Consider the following 17,562-nt stretch of genomic DNA (forward strand, 5'->3'; position numbering starts at 1 on the left):
GCCTTACTCTGGTCCCATGCAAGTTGTTGCGGTCGACCAGAGTTGGCGCTTTAGCGCCTTACTCTGGTCCCATGCAAGTTGTTGCTGCCAGTACATTGACTATCGTTGCCGGTGTGATGTCTCGCGTGTCGCACGTTGCCGCGCATGTCGAGGCGTACGCGCGGGGCCGGCCCGGTACCTTACAGATAGCGTCGCACAAGGCGGTCCCGCATGGCCCGGGAAGTTCTCCCGATCGCGCAGGGAAGCGTTCCTGAAGGCCGTTTTCGTTGCGCGCGCATGCAACTGCAGCGGGTTCGCTGCGTAGAATAGGTTTCGTGATGCCACCCGATTCCCACCTTTCATCCGCTGCACGCCAGATCGCACCGCGCTCGACGGTGCGGCGCGATCTGGCGTGCGTGGCGGCGATCACCGTGATCGCTGCGGTGCTGTGCGCGACGCTGGATTTCGGCGAGCGGTTCTATCGCTGGACGCGCGGCGCCGAGCGCTTTCAGGTCGACGAATTGCCGCCCACGCTGTTCGTGCTGGCAAGCGGCCTTGCCTGGTTCGCGTGGCGCCGCTATCGCGAATCGCAACGCGAACTGATCCGGCGCCGCGAACTGGAGGAAGAAGCCGAACGGCTGCTCGCCGACAATCGCCGGCTCGCGAGCCAGGGCATCGATGCGCAGGAGAACGAGCGGCGTCACCTCGCCCGCGAACTGCACGATGAACTCGGGCAGTATCTGAACTCGATTTCACTCGACGCCGCACGTATCCGCGATCTGGCGGTTCCGCGCGAGCCGGAGATTCACCGGATTTCCCTGGCGCTGATGCAAAGCGCGCATCACGTGTATCGCGAGATTGGCGGGATGATCCGCCGGCTGCGCCCGACCGGGCTCGACGAATTCGGCCTGCCGGGCGCGCTGGAACATTGCGTCGAAGGCTGGCGCGAACGGCTGCCGGGTGCTTCGTTCACGCTGACGGTGGAAGGCGATTTCTCCGCGGCCGGTGACGCGCTGAACATCACGCTCTACCGGCTCGTGCAGGAAGGGCTCACGAACATATCGAAGTTCGCGCGTAACGCCCGCGTGGAGATTTATCTGGTGCGCACGGCGGGCGAGGACGGCGAGATCGTGATCACCATGGCCGACGACGGGCCGGGCGTCGATCTGTCGATCCCGCGCAAGGGGCTCGGGCTGATCGGCATGCGCGAGCGCGTCGAGGCGCTCGGCGGCGAGTTTCACATTGCGAGTGAGCCGGGCAGCGGATTTCTGTTTTGCGCGCGCGTGCCGGCTCAGGCCAGCCCCACGACGCCGAACGTAGCCAGTCAACCGGCGGGCGCCGCGGCGAATTCCGAAAAGTGAAGGCCGAGGCGGTTCGCGATCTGCGCGAGCTGCACGCCATTGTCCGCGCCGAATTTCTGCCGGATCACGGATTGATGATTGGCGACCGTCTTCTGGCTCAGGCCGAGACGCTCGGCGATGCTCGGCAGCGTGTAACCCTGCACGAGCAGACGCAGCACCTCGAATTCACGCGCCGATAGCTGCCGCCCAGGCGGCCCCTCCTGAAACGATGTGCGCAGCGCGAGCGCCTGCGAGACATCCGCGCTCAGATAGCACACGCGCCGGGCGACCGAACGCACCGCTTCGACGAGCACATCCGGCGCGCTGGCCTTCGTCACGTAGCCGCGCGCGCCGGCATCGAGCGCGCGCCGCACGAACAGCGTTTCCTCATGCACGCTGAAGATCAGCACATGTGCATCGGGCTCGCGCGCGAGCATGCGCCGCATCGCCTCGATGCCGCTCGCACCCGGCAACGCGAGATCCATCACGACGACGTCCGGCTGCAACGCGCAAAAACGCTGATAGGCCTGCGCGGCATCGCCTGCTTCGCCCGCGACCCGCACGTCGGGGCTCAGTTCGAGCAGTCGCCGGTAGCCTTCGCGGACCACCGCGTGATCGTCCACCAGCAGGACGGAGATGGGGGCGTTTGTCATGTGCGCTCTCCTCGACTGACCGGGTGATCCGGTGGGTGGCCATCGCCAGCTGCCGCGAGCCGTCGCGAATTGGCGTCGTTGCGAAACAGCACGGGTTGCTCTTTGGTGAGCTGTTGCGCCGGCGTGCGGGTGGCGGCCGCGCGCACGACCTGCACCACGTGTTCGTGTTCCGGCGACTTGTCGCAGACCGGGTCCGCGTTCGCCGGATCGCCCGTCAACAGATACGCCTGACACCGGCAGCCGCCCAGGTCGCGTTCCTTTTCGTCGCAACTGCGGCACGGCTCTTTCATCCAGCCGAAACCGCGGAAGCGGTTGAATGCGTCGCTCTCGTACCAGATCTCGCGCAGCGGCATGTCGGTGACGTTCGGAAACGTGAGGCCCGGCAGCGAGCGCGCCGTGTGACACGGCAGCGCCGCGCCGTCCGGCGCGATGCCGAGGAACACTGCGCCCCAGCCGTTCATGCAACGCTTGGGGCGCGTTTCGAAGTAATCGGGCACGACGAAAAAGATCTTGCAGCGCTCGCCGATTTCTTTCCGGTAGCGGTTCACGACGGCTTCCGCTTCCTGCAGCTGTCCGGCGGTCGGCATCAGTTGCGCGCGATTCGTATGCGCCCAGCCGTAGTACTGCGTGTTCGCGAGTTCGAGGTATTCGGCGTCCATCGCGAGCGCCATGTCGATGATCTTGTCGACGTGCGGCAGGTTGAAGCGATGCAGCACGCAGTTGAGCACCATCGGAAAACCGTGCGCCTTGATCGATGCGGCCACGCGTTTCTTGAGATCGAACGTGCGCGTGCTGCTCAGGAAGTCGTTGAGTTCCTGCGTCGAGTCCTGAAACGACAGCTGGATATGATCGAGGCCCGCCGCTTTCAGCGCATCGAGGCGTGTATCGGTAAGGCCGATGCCGGACGTGATGAGGTTCGTATAGAAGCCGAGTTGCCGCGCCTCGCCGACCAGCACTTCGAGATCGTCGCGCAGGAGCGGCTCGCCGCCGGAAAAGCCGAGTTGTGCCGCGCCCAGCGCACGCGCCTCGCGCAGCACGTCGATCCACTGCGCGGTGGAGAGTTCGCGTGAATGGTCGGTGTAGTTGGTCGGGTTGTAGCAGAACACGCAGTGCAGCGGGCAGCGATACGTCAGCTCCGCGAGCAGCCAGAGCGGCGGCGCGATGGCATCCGGTTTCGCTTCAGGTCGCGCGGCGGTCTGCGCAATCGTATCGGGACGGGAAAGGTCGGTCATGATGTTTATTCCAGCCAGCCGCGCGTCTGGGCGTGGTCGACGAACGTCTGCACCTCGGGCGCGAGGCCGGTTACGTTGAACGCCTGTTCGAGGTCCGCGACGAGCGCGGGCAGATCGCGCGTGCCGTCGCAGCGCAGCAGGATCTGCGCGGCGCTCGGGTTCAGTTTCACCATGCCCTCGGGGTAGAGCAGCACGTGCGCGTCCTGCGCCGGCTCCCACTGCAGGCGAAACAGTGTCTTCAGCCGGGGGCGCCATGCGCTGCCGGCCGCCTGCGTGCCGTTTTCCGGGGAAGCGTTGTCGTTCATGTCGGGAAGGCCTTTTCGATGGCATCCAGCATGGTCCACAGGATGTCGAGCTTGAACTGCAGAATGTCCAGCGCACGTTCCTGCTGTTCGCGCGTTCTGAAGTAGTCGAGCGTGACGGCGAGACCGTGCTCCACGTCGCGCTGCGCGAGCGAGATGCGCGAGCGGAAATACGTGAGCCCGGCAGGCTCGATCCACGGATAGTGTTCAGGCCACGTCGCGAGCCGGTCGCGATGAATCTGCGGCGCGAAGATTTCCGTGAGCGACGAGCACACCGCTTCCTGCCAAGGCGCACGGCGCGCGAAGTTCACGTAGGCGTCCACCGCGAAGCGCACGCCGGGCGCGACATGTTCGAGCGACCAGAGCGCGTCGCGCGTGAGGCCGACCGCATCGCCCAGACGCGCCCACGTCTCGATGCCGCCTTCGTCGTCGCCGTAGCCGTCGTGATCGAGCACGCGCAGTACCCAGCGGCGGCGCGTTTCGCGATCCGGGCAGTTCGACAGGATCGCGGCGTCTTTCAGTGGAATGTTGATCTGATAGTAAAAGCGGTTCGCGACCCAGCCGCGGATCTGTTCATGCGAACAGCCGCCGCCGTTCATCTTGACGTTGAACGGATGATGAATGTGATAACCCGCGCCCTTGGCGCGCAACTGTGCCTCGAATTCCTCGCGCGACCAGGCGGGCTTCGCGTCGCCGGCATGCGTGGGTTCAACGTTGCGGCGAGGTGGGAAGGGCAATGTATTCACCTGCGGTCTCCATCGGTCGGGTTCACGTCGATGTGCGTCAGAGTTCGAAGGCCATGCCGTCGCGGGCGACCTCGATACCGTGTTCGGCGAGCACGCGGCGCTCCGGGCCATCCTCGACAAGAATCGGGTTCGTGTTGTTGATGTGGATAAGCACCTTGCGCACGCCCGGACGGTCGATCGCATCGAGCACCTCGATCATGCCGCCCGCACCGGTTTGCGCGAGATGCCCCATATCGGCGGCGGTTTTCCTCGACAGGCCGAGCTGGATCATTTCGTCGTTGGTCCAGCACGTGCCGTCGACAAGCAGCAGATCCGCACGGCGCATCGCCGCCATCACGTGCGGCTCGATCGCGCCGAGGCCGGGCGCATAGAACGCCCGCTTGCCCGAGTGCGTATCGACAAACGACAGGCCGATGTTGTCGCCCGGCTGCGGCGCCTCGCGATGCGGCGAATACGGCGGTGCCTTGCTCGACAAGGCAAGCGCTTCGATGCGCACGCTGGCGAGTGCCGGGATCGTCAACGCCTCGCCGTCGAACGGCACGTCATGCCGCTCCACGCCGCAGTAATGCGACAGGATCGACGTGACGGGAAAACCGCTGCTCAGGTCTTGCCACACGACTCCGGTCGTATAGAGCGGCAGCGGCGTATCGCGCTCGCGCAGCATCAGCAGACCCGTGACGTGATCGATCTGCGCATCCATCGTCAGGACGGCGGCGATGCCGCTGTCGCGCGGGCGGCGAGCCGGCTGCAGTTCGCGATGCGCGGCGATCTGCGCGAGGATGTCCGGCGACGCGTTCACCAGCAGCCAGTCCTCGCCGTTCGCGCTGACGACGATCGACGACTGCGTGCGCGGCGTCGCCTTCAACGTGCCGCGACGCACGCCGTCGCAGTTGCGGCAGTTGCAGTTCCACTGCGGAAACCCGCCGCCTGCCGAGGAACCGAGTACGCGGATCTTCATTGAGCGTCTCCGCGAAAGGGTGGCGTGAGCAGGAAAAGCATGGCGTCGCTCATGGCAGCATCCTCGCGAGCAGGCCGTCGCGGTCGATCAGCTGATGCTTGAGCGCACCGGCGATATGGAGCGCGACCAGCGCGATCAGGACCCATGCGCAGACCGTATGAATGCCGAAGAAGAGACTGCGCAATCCCTTGTCGTCCCAGCCCCATTTGGGCAGCAGGATGCCCCAGAAGCGCGTGCCATATGAATTGAACGACGAGCCGAGATAGCCGGTCAGCGGCATCACGACCATCCCCACATATAAAAGAACCTGCGTAATGCGCGCGGCGGCGCGTTGCCACGCTCGCATAGGCGGCAGGGCCGGTCGTCCGACGGCCATGCGCACCACGATGCGGATCAGCACCAGCAGGAAAACGGTCATGCCCAGCGACTTGTGGAAGTTGATCAGCGTCGCCTTGAACGGCAGGCCTTTCGGCAGGCCGACCATGTACAGGCCGATGCACAGCATCCCGATGATGATGAGCCCGATCAGCCAGTGCAACGCGATCAGCGACGGCGCATAGCGCGGCCCGTGTGCCCCGGCGTTCCGGGTCGCATCGGACGATTGCGCAGTGTTCATGCCTGCCTCCATTTTCTGTCGTGGGCGCCGCTTTCACACTGCACGTCGTCCACTTTCTGTTTGTTCCTCTAGTACGTCCCGGGCTATCCGGTTTTACCCAGGGTCCGCCCGCCGATCCGTTGCCGCTAACGGACGATCAGCAGTTCGCCGCGACCGTCCACCGCCAGATCGCCCGCGTACCGTCGCGGCAGCGCCGCGCCGCGCAACGCCGAAAATGGCGCGATTTCCTGCGCGAACGAGCGCACCAGCAGCGACCAGAACACATCGAAGCCGCGTCCGCCTTCGGTGAAGGTGGGTGGAATCCGCGCGGGCGCCTGCAACAGCAGCAATGTGCCGCGCCGCATGCCATAACCGTAGTGCGCGCCGGCGCGTCCCGCAATGCCGACCGTGCCCGCCACCATCCGCGAGGCCGCGCATTCGCCCGCGTCGCCGCCCACCAGCACGAGGCCGCGGCGCATCCTGTCCGCGAGGCGCGCGCCGGCGTGGCCGTGGATCGTCAGCGTGCCGCCTGTCATGCCTTCCATGTCGCCCGGCAGCGCACCGGCCGCGAACGCGCCGCTGTTGCCCGTCACCGTCAGGCGTCCGCCGCGCATTTCGCAGCCGGTAAAGCGGCCCGCGTCGCCTTCGATCTGAAGCGTGCCGCCGTTCATCCGCAACCCGGCGTAATCGCCGCATGAACCGTGCACGGTGAGGCTGCCTTCGTCGAGCTGCGCGCCGACGTGGTCGAGCCAGCGCACGTCGCCTTCGATCACGAGCGCGGTGTGTTCGCTGTCCGCGCGCGCGATGTCGAACAGGTCGGCCGCCGCGCAGGTTTCGTTGCCGGCGGGCAACGCGATGCGTGCCACGTCCGCGACCGGCAATGCGGCGAGCGCGGCGGGCAGCAGGCGCGCGGCGTTCACGCGAAAGCCCGGCGCGTGCCTGACGCGCAGCGTGGTCGTGCTCATGCGGGCCTCCGCCCGGCAGCGGCCGCCATTTCGTGCAGATGGAAGTGCCAGGGACCGAGCTTGCCGCCGTAATTGCCAGCTGAAATCCGCAGTACGCCGGCGGCGCGTCCGCGCGCGGCGGCCGCGGCGATGCCGGCCGTCATCGCCGCGCCGACGTCGCCGTCGGTCAGGCCGTCGATCACGATTTCCATCACGCAGCCCACTTCGGCGGTCAGTTCGCTGCGTTTCGCGAGGCCGGTGAGCGTCGGGCAGAACGCGTCGTTCGTCGATGCCGTCGCGCCTGCATATTTCGAGCCGATTTTCGAGCCGGAGCGCACGACGCCGCCCGGGAACGGCATGATCACGTTCGGCAGCGCGCGCATCGCGGCGGCGGCGGCTTCGGCCGCGGCGAGCGCGGCGTCGATGTCGGTGCCGAGCAGCAGCAGGTTGCCGCCGCCGACGCCCTTGACCGTGACGGCGGTTTCCTCGCAGACGAATTCGCCGTCCATCACCGGCACGCGCCAGTAGCGCGTGGTGCCGATCATCTTCGAAATCTGCCAGCCGTCGCCGAAGAAACGCAGGTTCTTGCCGAGCGCGGCGTCGTCCGAGCGCGGCGCGCGGCTCGTCGCGGGATCGATGCCGCTGTAGATCGCGGTCGTCGGGCACGTCAGCACGCACTGGCCGACGCGCCGCTCGATCTGCTTCGCCAGTTCCTTCGACGATACCGCGAACAGCAGCACCGCGATGCCGGGCCGCCCGTCGGGCGTTTCGTCGCTGCCCAGTTCGCGCTCGATGCCCGCTTCGCAGCCGCAGCCGATGACCGAGGTGGCGAAGCCGGTCAGCGACTGCGCCGCGTGCCTGGCCCAGACGGGCGTGTGCGCGGTGATGACGAGCCTCGTGGCCTTCATCGGGAACGCTTCCGCGAAGGTGTCGTCGATGAGCGTGCCGTTGACTTCCATCGGCGCGGCGGCATTTGTCATGGGTTCACCGCCGCGAGGCATGCGACGGGCAGCAGCCGGCCGCCGCGGCAGCACGCGCAGATTTCGTCGTCGCTGATCGCCGCGTGCGCGAAGTTGCCGACGAGGTTCGCCTCGCTGTACGCGCGCAGCGTTTTTTCGATGCCGCGATCGAAGTCGGGTGACACGTAGTGGATGCCGCCGGTCGGCGTGGCGACGAGCGTGCCGTCGCGCGCGACGAGCTGGCCGTCCTTGAACACATACGCGGGTGACGAAAACATGCGCTCGCGATCCGCCTCGTCGCGATAGACGGCGATATCCGCCGCCGCGCCTTCGCCGAGATGGCCGCGATCCTTGAGACCGAGCAGGCGCGCCGGCCCGGCGCGCGTGATGATCGCGATCTCGTAGAGCGACAGTTCGCGGGTGAGTTCCGGCAGCGCGCTCGCGACCTGCGCTTCGGGATGCAGCTTCGCGATCTGTTCGTCGCGAAAGCTTTTGTCCATCAGCAGGCGGATCAGATGCGGATAGCTCGTGAACGGGCCGCCGTTCGGATGATCGGTGGTCATCGACACGCGCCACGGGTCGTCGATCAGCAGGAAGATTTCCAGGCCGATGATCCATTGCAGCGCGTTCACATAGCTTTGCTCGCGGTAGCGGAACGGCACGATGCCGCAGCCCGCGTCGCATTCGATATCGCCCACGATCCACTTGCGGGGCGAGCCGAGCGGCGCGTTCCTGAACTGCATCATCGTGTCGCCGGAAGCGGTGACGGTCTGGCCGAAAATGATCTGGCCGACGTCGATCGAGACGTTCGGCCGTGCGTTGACGGCTTCGGCGATCGCGCGCGCGCCCGAGGAAAACTTGCGCGGGCCTTCCGTGCCGTAGCTGTGAAACTGGATGTGCGTGAGATGGATCGGCAGGCCGTCGGCGGCATCCATCGTCGCGATGGTCGAGGCGATATTGCCCGGCACGCCGAGATTGCTCGCATGCACATGCAGCGGATGCGGCACGCGCAGCTCCGTCAGCGCGCGTGAGAGCGTGCGCAGCACGTCGCGCGGCGTGACGCCGTAATGCACATGCGCCTCGTCGACATCGAGCGAGCGCTGGTTGAACTTGAACGCCGAGATGCCGCCCGGGTTCACCACCTTCACGCCGAGCGCCTTGCTGGCATGCAGCGTCCAGCCGACGTAGTCGCGCAGCCGCTCGAAACCGTCGCGGGCGGCGAGCATCCGCAGCAGCAGTTCGTCGTTGCCGAGCATCACATAGGCACCGTGATCGATGATCGGCGTGTCGCCCATCTCCAGATGCGTGTGGCGCGCGTTGGACGGCATCATCGCCGGCTCGAACGCCGCCGTGTAGCCCATTTCGGCGTAGCGATAGCCGGTGGCGAGCGTGCCGGGCGCGCAGATGCCGCACGACGGCATGCGCAGATAGCGGCCCTGCGTATCGGCGGCGGACTCGTAATCCGCGCCGCGCGGCGCATCGTTGCGGTGGTCTTCCGGCAGCAGCAGGCGCGACAGGTTCGTCTTGCCGCCGCCAATGTGCGAATGCAGGTCGATGCCGCCCGCCATCACGATCATGCCGGTGGCGTCGTAGTCGTGATCGACGGGCATGCCGGCTGGCGGTTCCGCGACGATACGGCCGTCGCGGATATACAGGTCGCGGCGTTCGCCATCGACATTGTTCGTCGGGTCGTAGATGAGGCCGCCGGTTAGCCGCGCGAGGCTCATGGCGCGCTCCGCGTGGTGTTCGTAACGCTTTCAGCAAGGCGCGCGGCGATGTCGGCGACGCCCGGCAGAGCGGCATGGCGCGCAGCGGAAAGTGGCACGACGACCGTGCCGTCGGTGCGGAACAGGTGACCGCCGATGTCGATGCCCGGCGTCGCGACAGGAATGAAGACCGTCGGCCCGCGACGCGCGGTGGCCGCGCCCGCGACCATCGTCGCCATCGCCGCATGGCCGAGCACGATCGCCGGCACGTCGGGATCGAGCGTGTCGGGTAGCGGCTGTGGTCCGAAGCTCGACACCCACAGCAACGCGTCGACCTCATGGTTCGCGAGCAGCGTGTCGGTGCGATAACGCGTGGGGTCGTAATCGAGGGGCGCTTCGGCGAGACGTCCCGGCATGGCGATGCGTGTGCGCAGGGGAAAACCCGATAGCCACGTGAACGTCTGGCTCGCACTGAGCGCGCCGTCGGCGCCGCCGAGCGCCAGACCGCCGGCGCGCACGGTCCGGTTCACCGCCTTGATGATCCGGTTCAGCGCTTCGATCAGCAACGCCGCGTGCGGCCCGGGCAGCGCGTCCGGCTCATAGACGAACACCGTGTAGCGCGCGGCGTTCACTTCGTCGACGAGCGCCGCCAGTTCGCGCGCCGTGCCGCTCGCGTCGTCCAGCGCTTCGACGCTACGGCCTTCCAGCAGCGCGGACCAGAGCGCGAGGAGGTCGAACAGGTCGCGTCCCGCAAGGAGCGAGGTGGCGCCTGCGTGATCGAGTGCGGCAACTGCCGGATCGGCTTCGCAGCCCACGAACCTGAACGTGCGCGTGAGCGCGGGCGCGCCTTCGGCCGTGCCGGTCGCGCGCGCGTAGAAACGCGGATGATGCGCCGACGGCCGGCACGCGAACACGATGACCAGATCGGCGCGCGCGCGGACTTCGGAGAGCGTCGTGAAGAACGCACCGCGATCCTGTAGCGCGAGCGTCGAGGCCGTCAGCGCGTCGCCATGCAGATGATCGACGATGGCGCCGCAGCGCGCGGCCAGCGTATACAGCGAGCGGGCACCGGCGATATCGGTGGCCATGCCGCCGAACAGCGGCCTGTGTGCCTGCGACAGGATGTCGGCGGCTCGTGCGAGGGCGGTATCGAGATCGGCTTCCCGGCCGTCGACCGATGCCTTGCAGTGCGTATCGGCGGCGCCGTATAGCGCCAGCGCCCCGGCAAGCCGGGGGCAATCGGTGGCGGGCGCGCTCAGGCTGTCGTCGCTGTTCACGCCTGCCGCGATGTCGTCGCAGAGCAGGGGACAGAAAGGACAGGTCCAGTCGGACGTGATGGACGTGGACACGCCCGTCGGGCCGGCACTCGACGGATGGTTGGACGAACGGTGCATGGTCGCGTCTTCAGCAAGGACCATGCCGGGAGCGTGTTATCGGCGCGTGGCTTTGCGAGCACGTGAGCCCGTGCGTGGCGAATCCGCCCGACATGTGGATTACAGCGCGTTCATTTTCAGACCGCGTCGCCCGTCCTGGGAAACGGGCATGCGTGAAGCACGTGAAACCCGGTGGAAGCCACGCGCCCGCGCAGCACAGTATGTGCTTCGTTCTGAAACACTGTGTCACCTGGCCGCTACGCGCTGCAACACCCCGCCTTGCCAATGCATTACACGCCACTCGCCCGCAGCCTGCGTGGCACGGATATTGTGTCGTGCAGGGGCGCTGGCCCAGGAGCGGCGTGGCGCGCGGTCCTCCGCGACACAGGCCTCTATCTCACCTGCAAGGATGACCTCCCGTGACCGAGCTGTTTGTGTACGAGTATCTGACCGGCGGCGGCATCGACCCCGATCTCGCCAGCGAAGGCAGTCTCGCCGACCTGAGTGCGCTGATCGTCGAAGGCCGCGCGATGCGCGATGCGCTCGTCGCCGACCTGCGCGCCCTCGATGGCGTGCAGGTGACGTTCGCCAGTTCACGGTTCGAGCATGTCGACGCGTCGCTCGCGCATTGCCGCGCGCTGCCGGGCGAACCGATGAGCCAGTTCGTTGCGCGCGTGGCGCGCGAGCACGATTACGCCTGGGTGATCGCGCCGGAATGCGACGGCCTGCTGCGCCAGCTATACGACGCTGTCGGCGCAGCGCGCTGGCTTGGCTGCACGCCGCAGGCCATCGATATCGCATCGGGCAAGCGCGCGACGGCCGAATGTCTCGCGGCGCACGGCATCGCCGTGACGCCCGCGTTACTGCCCGAACATGGAAGCCATGGAAGCGAACCCGGCCACGCCGAAGCGCTGACGACGGCGGCCCGCCGCTGGGTCGTCAAGCCGGACGACGGCGCGGGTGGGCTCGATACGTTTGTCTTCGACCGCTTCGACGATGCCTGCGCGGAATATCGCGCGCGTCTCGCGGCCGGGCGCAATCCGGTGCTCCAGGCGTGGGTCGAAGGCGAGCCGCTGAGCCTCTCGCTGATCTGCGGCGAAACGCGTGCGGAACTCATCAGCATCAACCGCCAGCAGATCGGCGTGCCCGATCACGCCGCGCCGGGCCACGCGGAGCGGGTCGTCGAGTTCAGCGGCGTGCAGGTCGACCAGATCGCCTTGCAGAGCGACGCGGGGCGCGTGCTCGAAGCGCTCGCGCAACGTGTGGTCGCCGCGTTGCCGGGCTTGCGCGGGTTTGCCGGTATCGATCTGGTGTGGCATCCGCAACGCGGCCCGGTCGTGATCGAGGTGAACCCCCGTCTGACGGCGGCCTACGCCGGCCTGTCCGCGCGGCTCGGGCGCAATCTGGCCCGCGCGCTGCTGGAATCGCATGGCGTGACGGTGAGCGCGTCCGCCGCGCAATGCCATACCGGAACGCTCGCGTGCGGGGCCGCGTCATGACGGCCGCGCGCATCGCCTCCACTGCCGGTGCCCCTGTGTTCGGCTGGGACGTCGGCGGCGCGCACGTGAAGGTGTCAAGGGCGGATTCGTCCGGCGTGCCGCGCGACGTCGCGCAATGGGCGTGTCCGTTGTGGCAGGGACTCGACCATCTGGAGCGGGCCGTCGATCACGTGTTCGAACGCTGGCCCGAGGCGCGTGCTGCTGCTGTGCAACACGTCATCACGATGACGGGCGAAATGGTCGACCTGTTTCCCGATCGCGCGGCAGGCGTGCGCGCGCTCTCGGGCGCGCTCGCGGCGCGCCTTGGCCCGCGAACGCGTTTCTTCGCGGGCGTGGACGGCTGGCTCGACGCCGCCGCGTGCGGGGACAGGTGGCGCGCGGTTGCATCGGCGAACTGGCTTGCGACGGCGCAATGGCTCGCGACGCGCGTGCCCGACGCGCTGCTCGTCGATATCGGCAGCACGACGACGGACATCATTCCGGTCGTCGGCGGCAGGGTGGTCGCGCAGGGTGCGAACGACGCCGCGCGGCTCGTCTCCGGCGAGCTCGTCTATCAGGGCGTGGTGCGCACGCCGTTGTGCGGCATCGCGCATCGGATCGTGTTTCGCGACCAGACGACGAACGTCATGAACGAATGGTTCGCGACAAGTGCCGACGTCTACCGGCTGACGGGCGAACTGTGGCCCGCGCACGACCAGCATCCGTCCGCGGACAACGGCCCGAAAACCGAAGCCGCGAGCCGTGCACGTCTCGCGCGGATGATCGGTTTCGACGCAGCCGACGCCACCGAAACCGAATGGCGTCGCTTCGCGCAGCGCTGGCGTCACGAGCAGCTCGCGATCCTCGCGACGAACCTGTCGCGCGTGCGTATCGCGCATCCGGCGCTCGCCGGGGCACCGATCGTCGGCGCCGGATGTGGGCGTTTTCTGGCGGCGGCGCTCGCGCGGCACGACGGGCGCGATTACATCGATTTCGCCGTGCTGGCTGGCGTGACGCCTTCCAGCGCGGACCTGGAGGAATGGGTCGCGACGTGCGCGCCGGGCGTGGCGGTAGCGCTGCTCGCCGGTACGGACACAGGCATGGGCACGGGCATGGAGGCGCCCAGACTGCATGAAACGCCGATGTAGCAGAGAATGCGGAGCGCGTCGGCCGGATGTGGAAAACGGGCCGTCGATGACGTCAACCTGGAGCGAGGGCATCGGTCATGTGGGTGGTAAAAATCGGCGGAAGCCTCAGCCATGACCCGCTGCTGCGCGAGTGGCTGACGCAGCTCTGGGAACTCGGCGGCGGTCGCGTGGTGATCGTGCCGGGTGGCGGCGATTTCGCCGACAAGGTTCGCCAGTACCAGACCGAATGGCGTTTCGACGACCTCGCGGCCCACAACATGTGCCTGCTCGCGATGACGCAGTACGCGATCCTGATGCAGGGCGTGCGGCCCGAGCTCGTGCTGGCCGCGAACGAGGAGCGCATCCGCCGCGCGCTGCGTGACGGACACGTCGCCGTGTGGGTGCCTACCGGCCTCATGCGCGACACGCCCGACGACATGACCACCTGGGACACCACCTCGGACAGCCTCGCCGCATGGCTTTCGACGACGCTCAATGCGGAGCGCCTGATCGTCGTGAAATCATGCGACGTGGAAGCGGGTGCGCCGCTCGCGGCGTTGACGCGCGATGGCGTGCTGGATGCGCGCTTCGTCGATCACGTCAGCGACGCGAATTACGTGGTCGAACTGCTGAACCGGCGCGACGTGGCATTGATGCGCGATCGTCTGCTGCACGTGCCGGCCGCGTAGCCTGGCAGGCGGCACGGCATGCGGCAGCAGCGATAGCAACCTCACGCGTCACATCGTGCGCGCATCCTGAGGCGCGTGATGCAGCGCGTCGGCCCATCGCGCGACATGTCCTGGATCGAGCCTCGTCGAACGCCCTTTGGTGCAAAGGGCCGTGCGAAACCCGGCGATATCCGGTTTGAGCGCGTGGATCTGCGCGAGCTGTGCCCAGCCGAGCGACCCCGCCACTCCCGTCATCGCGCCGCGCGCACCGATCGTGGCGAGACAGCGCGCAAGCGTGTCCATATCGACGCAATCGAACAGCGTGCGACCGTTCTTGGTGGCCGTATCGAACACGATGCCGGCAAAACCCAGCCCGGCCGCGTAGTCGGACAGCGCGGCGTCGACACCTTCGTCGCACAGCAGCACCGGCACCACGGCGGCAGGCAGGCTCGCGAGATGCGCGAGGCACGCCCGCGCCGACGCGCCCGGCGAGACGCCCACCTTCACGTAGTCGACGCCCGTATCGCTCACGCCGATCACACGCGTGGCGATCTCGTCGAGCGCCTCGTTCGGCACGTCGCCGATCGTCGCGCTGATCGGCTTGACCGGGAACCGTCCGCGCAGCGCCTGCACGATGCGCGCGATTTCGTCGACGGCTACGCCGCCCAGCGCGCCCTCGCGGGGCTCTTTCAGATCGATGAGCTCGGCGCCGGCCTGGGCGGCGTCGCAGGCTTCGTCATACGAGCGGACGCTCGCGAGCAGTGCGGTCATGGAAGTCTCCAGAAAGCGGTTTTGCCGCGGCGCATCACGCGGCGCGCGAGCTACCCGGCGTTGTGTCCGGCGTCTTGCCCGCCTGCGCGCGGTAACGCGCGATCGCATCCATGATCCATGCCCACGCGACACGTTCCGCGTCGCCTGCGGTCTTGTCGATGGCGATCTTCAGATACGCCACTTCGTTATCGACCTTCACGGCAGGCAGCATGAAAAGTCTGCTGACGAGAATCGCGCCTTCGACGACGGCCGCCTGTGCGCGGTTGAAACCGGGAAAAGGCGCGTGCGTTTCCTGATGCACGCAGCGCATGTAGAGCGTGGGGCGCTGGGTGTCGTCGCGTACTTCGTCGAGTTCCAGCTCGGTGTGCGCAAGCGCGCCGTCGAGCCGCACGCTCGCCACGCGTGTGGCGGGTGAAGTCGGCCAGTCGAATGCATAGCCTGTTACGCAGCCCGCGAAAACGCGCACGTCGGTCGTGAAGTTGATCACGGCGGCCTGGGTGGCGAGGATGTTGTCGAGCGTGGCGGAGGGTCTGAACGGCGCGAGGATCGCGCGCCCGTTTTCGAAGCGCACGCCCATCGGCGCAATGTGAGGCCGGCCGTCGCGCGCCGCAGTCGTAATGATCGTTTCGAAAATCATGGCGGAGAACGCTGGACGTTGCGGCGAACTACGAGCCGGCGGTTTGCAAACTGGCTGTTAGCTGAGTGAGTGACTGCGATGGCCGCACGGAAGCCGCACAAAGGCGGCGCGTGCGGGATTAACGGGTTGCGATATACATCGTGATTTCAAAACCAAAACGCATATCGGTGTAACTCGGTGTCGTCCACTGCATAGTCATCCTCCAGGGTTGGTTGGGGCTTTCGCCGCCGACACATGAAGCAGCGCCGGAACGGATCAGCACCGGAAATCACGCAAGCGCCGTGCCAGAAACAGCACAGTGAAGCGGACGCTGGGAACCCGGCTGGCTTACGCGCCTTACTGTCGCGAAAACGCAGCAGAGTGTTTCACCATCATACGAGTTTCTGGCCGTTGTGCACGCATCGATTCGCACCGTTAGCCAAAGAACTGCTTAGGGATGGAGAAGAAATTCGTGAATTCCCTTCGATGAGGGGCACGCCTACATTGCAGACATGGACGCGGGTTGAACGCATTGACCGCGTCGCTCCCTGGTCTGCATCGCCGGGTGCGTCTCCAACCATCGAGGACAGTTCATGAACGACTTCAGCAAGGCCGCCGTCGAGCCCGATTCGCACGAACGCAATCCATCGGATCCGCGTTCCCGCTATGCAGCCGGTGTCATGAAGTACCGCGAGATGGGGTACTGGCAGCCGGATTACACGCCGAAAGACACGGACGTCATCGCGCTTTTTCGCATCACGCCGCAGCCGGGCGTCGAACCCGAAGAGGCCGCGGCCGCCGTGGCCGGAGAATCGTCGACCGCGACGTGGACGGTCGTGTGGACCGACCGGCTCACCGCGTGCGACATGTATCGCGCGAAGGCGTATCGCGTGGAGCCCGTGCCCGCGTCGAGCGCGACGGAGCCGCAATTCTTCGCGTACATCGCGTACGAGCTCGATCTCTTCGAGGAAGGGTCGGTGGCGAATCTCACCGCGTCGATCATCGGCAACGTGTTCGGCTTCAAGCCGCTCAAGGCGCTAAGGCTCGAGGACATGCGCATTCCGGTCGCTTACCTGAAGACGTTTCAGGGGCCGCCGACGGGCATCGTCGTCGAGCGCGAACGGCTCGACAAATACGGACGCCCGCTGCTGGGCGCGACCGTCAAGCCGAAGCTGGGACTCTCGGGCAAGAACTATGGGCGTGTGGTGTACGAAGGGCTTAAGGGCGGCCTCGATTTTCTGAAGGACGACGAGAACATCAACTCGCAGGCGTTCATGCACTGGCGCGACCGCTTTCTGTTCTCGATGGAAGCGGTGAACCGCGCGCAGGCCGAGACCGGCGAGGTGAAGGGCCATTACCTGAACGTGACGGCCGGCACGATGGAAGACATGTACGAGCGCGCCGAATTCGCGAAGCAACTGGGCTCGTGCATCGTGATGATCGATCTGGTGATCGGCTGGACCGCGATCCAGTCGATGTCGAAATGGGCGCGCCGCAACGACATGATCCTGCATCTGCATCGCGCGGGACACGGCACGTACACGCGGCAACGCAATCACGGCATCTCGTTTCGCGTGATCGCGAAGTGGTTGCGCATGGCGGGCGTCGATCACGCGCACGCGGGCACCGCGGTTGGAAAACTCGAAGGCGATCCGCTTTCGGTACAGGGTTATTACAACGTGTGCCGTGCATCGCATAACGAGGTCGATCTGTCGCGCGGCATCTTCTTCGACCAGCCCTGGGCAGGCTTGCGCAAGGTGATGCCGGTCGCGTCCGGCGGCATTCACGCGGGACAGATGCACCAGCTCATCGATCTGTTCGGCGACGACTCGATCCTTCAGTTCGGTGGCGGCACGATCGGACATCCGGGCGGCATTCAGGCGGGTGCGGTGGCGAACCGCGTGGCGCTCGAAGCGATCGTGAAGGCGCGCAACGAAGGGCGCGATATCGTCAACGAAGGCCCCGAACTGCTCGAAGCCGCCGCGCGCTGGTGTACGCCGCTCAAGCAGGCGCTCGATACATGGCGCGACGTCACGTTCAACTACGCATCGACCGACACGCCCGATTTCGCCGCGACACCGACCGCGGCCTGAACGTCACCTGACCTGAAGAGAG

At 66.7% G+C, this 17,562-nt stretch carries 18 protein-coding genes; 5 read left to right on the forward strand and 13 right to left on the reverse strand.

The window, feature by feature from the left end:
* Positions 1-317: 317 nt before the first annotated feature.
* Positions 318-1,340 (forward strand): ATP-binding protein, encoded by a 1,023-nt coding sequence (locus LPA37_RS25660; protein ID WP_228976037.1) that lies wholly within the window; start codon positions 318-320, stop codon positions 1,338-1,340.
* Here the strand turns inward: LPA37_RS25660 and LPA37_RS25665 are convergent.
* The 10 genes from LPA37_RS25665 to LPA37_RS25710 all read right to left on the reverse strand — a co-directional run bounded on the left by LPA37_RS25665 (position 1,304) and on the right by LPA37_RS25710 (position 10,808).
* Positions 1,304-1,972, reverse strand: coding sequence for a response regulator (locus LPA37_RS25665; protein WP_228976035.1), 669 nt, complete (start codon positions 1,970-1,972; stop codon positions 1,304-1,306). The two genes, LPA37_RS25660 and LPA37_RS25665, sit on opposite strands and share 37 nt — an antisense overlap.
* Entirely contained in the window at positions 1,969-3,204 is a 1,236-nt protein-coding gene (gene pqqE, locus LPA37_RS25670; protein ID WP_229014066.1) for a pyrroloquinoline quinone biosynthesis protein PqqE, read from the reverse strand. The genes LPA37_RS25665 and pqqE overlap by 4 nt, the downstream gene beginning before the upstream one ends.
* A gap of 5 nt (positions 3,205-3,209) precedes the next feature.
* On the reverse strand, positions 3,210-3,509 hold the full coding sequence (gene pqqD, locus LPA37_RS25675; protein ID WP_228976031.1) for a pyrroloquinoline quinone biosynthesis peptide chaperone PqqD: 300 nt from the start codon (positions 3,507-3,509) through the stop codon (positions 3,210-3,212).
* Positions 3,506-4,243: a pyrroloquinoline-quinone synthase PqqC gene (gene pqqC, locus LPA37_RS25680; RefSeq protein ID WP_228976117.1), complete on the reverse strand. Its 738-nt coding sequence runs from the start codon at positions 4,241-4,243 to the stop codon at positions 3,506-3,508. Before pqqC ends, pqqD begins: the two co-directional genes overlap by 4 nt.
* Positions 4,244-4,289: 46 nt before the next feature.
* Positions 4,290-5,210: a pyrroloquinoline quinone biosynthesis protein PqqB gene (gene pqqB / locus LPA37_RS25685; RefSeq protein ID WP_228976029.1), complete on the reverse strand. Its 921-nt coding sequence runs from the start codon at positions 5,208-5,210 to the stop codon at positions 4,290-4,292.
* A gap of 49 nt (positions 5,211-5,259) precedes the next feature.
* Positions 5,260-5,826, reverse strand: a complete 567-nt coding sequence (locus tag LPA37_RS25690) for a cytochrome b (RefSeq protein ID WP_229014067.1) — start codon at positions 5,824-5,826, stop codon at positions 5,260-5,262.
* Positions 5,827-5,951: 125 nt separating this feature from the next.
* The gene (locus LPA37_RS25695; protein WP_228976026.1) at positions 5,952-6,770 is read right to left on the reverse strand and encodes a formylmethanofuran dehydrogenase subunit C; all 819 of its coding nucleotides are present in this window, start codon (positions 6,768-6,770) and stop codon (positions 5,952-5,954) included.
* A complete protein-coding gene (fhcD, locus tag LPA37_RS25700) occupies positions 6,767-7,729 on the reverse strand; it encodes a formylmethanofuran--tetrahydromethanopterin N-formyltransferase (RefSeq protein WP_228976023.1) in 963 nt (320 codons plus the stop codon). Before fhcD ends, LPA37_RS25695 begins: the two co-directional genes overlap by 4 nt.
* Positions 7,726-9,435 (reverse strand): formylmethanofuran dehydrogenase subunit A, encoded by a 1,710-nt coding sequence (locus LPA37_RS25705; RefSeq protein ID WP_229014068.1) that lies wholly within the window; start codon positions 9,433-9,435, stop codon positions 7,726-7,728. Before LPA37_RS25705 ends, fhcD begins: the two co-directional genes overlap by 4 nt.
* Positions 9,432-10,808: a molybdopterin-binding domain-containing protein gene (locus LPA37_RS25710; RefSeq protein WP_229014069.1), complete on the reverse strand. Its 1,377-nt coding sequence runs from the start codon at positions 10,806-10,808 to the stop codon at positions 9,432-9,434. The genes LPA37_RS25705 and LPA37_RS25710 overlap by 4 nt, the downstream gene beginning before the upstream one ends.
* A 398-nt stretch (positions 10,809-11,206) precedes the next feature.
* Here LPA37_RS25710 and LPA37_RS25715 point away from each other — a divergent pair, with 398 nt between their 5' ends.
* The 3 genes from LPA37_RS25715 to LPA37_RS25725 all read left to right on the forward strand — a co-directional run bounded on the left by LPA37_RS25715 (position 11,207) and on the right by LPA37_RS25725 (position 14,081).
* Positions 11,207-12,286 carry an ATP-grasp domain-containing protein gene (locus LPA37_RS25715; RefSeq protein WP_229014070.1) on the forward strand — a complete coding sequence of 360 codons (1,080 nt, stop codon included), beginning with the start codon at positions 11,207-11,209 and terminating at the stop codon, positions 12,284-12,286.
* Positions 12,283-13,413 carry a hydantoinase/oxoprolinase family protein gene (locus LPA37_RS25720; protein WP_229014080.1) on the forward strand — a complete coding sequence of 377 codons (1,131 nt, stop codon included), beginning with the start codon at positions 12,283-12,285 and terminating at the stop codon, positions 13,411-13,413. Before LPA37_RS25715 ends, LPA37_RS25720 begins: the two co-directional genes overlap by 4 nt.
* A 77-nt stretch (positions 13,414-13,490) precedes the next feature.
* Positions 13,491-14,081, forward strand: a complete 591-nt coding sequence (locus LPA37_RS25725) for an amino acid kinase family protein (RefSeq protein WP_228976014.1) — start codon at positions 13,491-13,493, stop codon at positions 14,079-14,081.
* 48 nt (positions 14,082-14,129) lie between these two features.
* On the opposite strand, the gene LPA37_RS25730 is transcribed toward LPA37_RS25725, so the two are convergent.
* The 3 genes from LPA37_RS25730 to pqqA all read right to left on the reverse strand — a co-directional run bounded on the left by LPA37_RS25730 (position 14,130) and on the right by pqqA (position 15,661).
* Positions 14,130-14,831 (reverse strand): (5-formylfuran-3-yl)methyl phosphate synthase, encoded by a 702-nt coding sequence (locus tag LPA37_RS25730; RefSeq protein WP_228976012.1) that lies wholly within the window; start codon positions 14,829-14,831, stop codon positions 14,130-14,132.
* A gap of 34 nt (positions 14,832-14,865) precedes the next feature.
* On the reverse strand, positions 14,866-15,468 hold the full coding sequence (locus tag LPA37_RS25735; RefSeq protein ID WP_228976009.1) for a DUF447 domain-containing protein: 603 nt from the start codon (positions 15,466-15,468) through the stop codon (positions 14,866-14,868).
* 118 nt (positions 15,469-15,586) lie between these two features.
* Entirely contained in the window at positions 15,587-15,661 is a 75-nt protein-coding gene (gene pqqA, locus LPA37_RS27770; protein WP_013342881.1) for a pyrroloquinoline quinone precursor peptide PqqA, read from the reverse strand.
* Positions 15,662-16,040: 379 nt separating this feature from the next.
* Between pqqA and LPA37_RS25745 the strand changes: the two genes are divergently transcribed.
* Positions 16,041-17,540 carry a ribulose-bisphosphate carboxylase large subunit gene (locus tag LPA37_RS25745; RefSeq protein WP_229014071.1) on the forward strand — a complete coding sequence of 500 codons (1,500 nt, stop codon included), beginning with the start codon at positions 16,041-16,043 and terminating at the stop codon, positions 17,538-17,540.
* Positions 17,541-17,562: the final 22 nt, after the last annotated feature.

The sequence above is a fragment of the Paraburkholderia gardini genome (genome assembly GCF_907164545.1).
Lineage (GTDB): Bacteria > Pseudomonadota > Gammaproteobacteria > Burkholderiales > Burkholderiaceae > Paraburkholderia > Paraburkholderia gardini.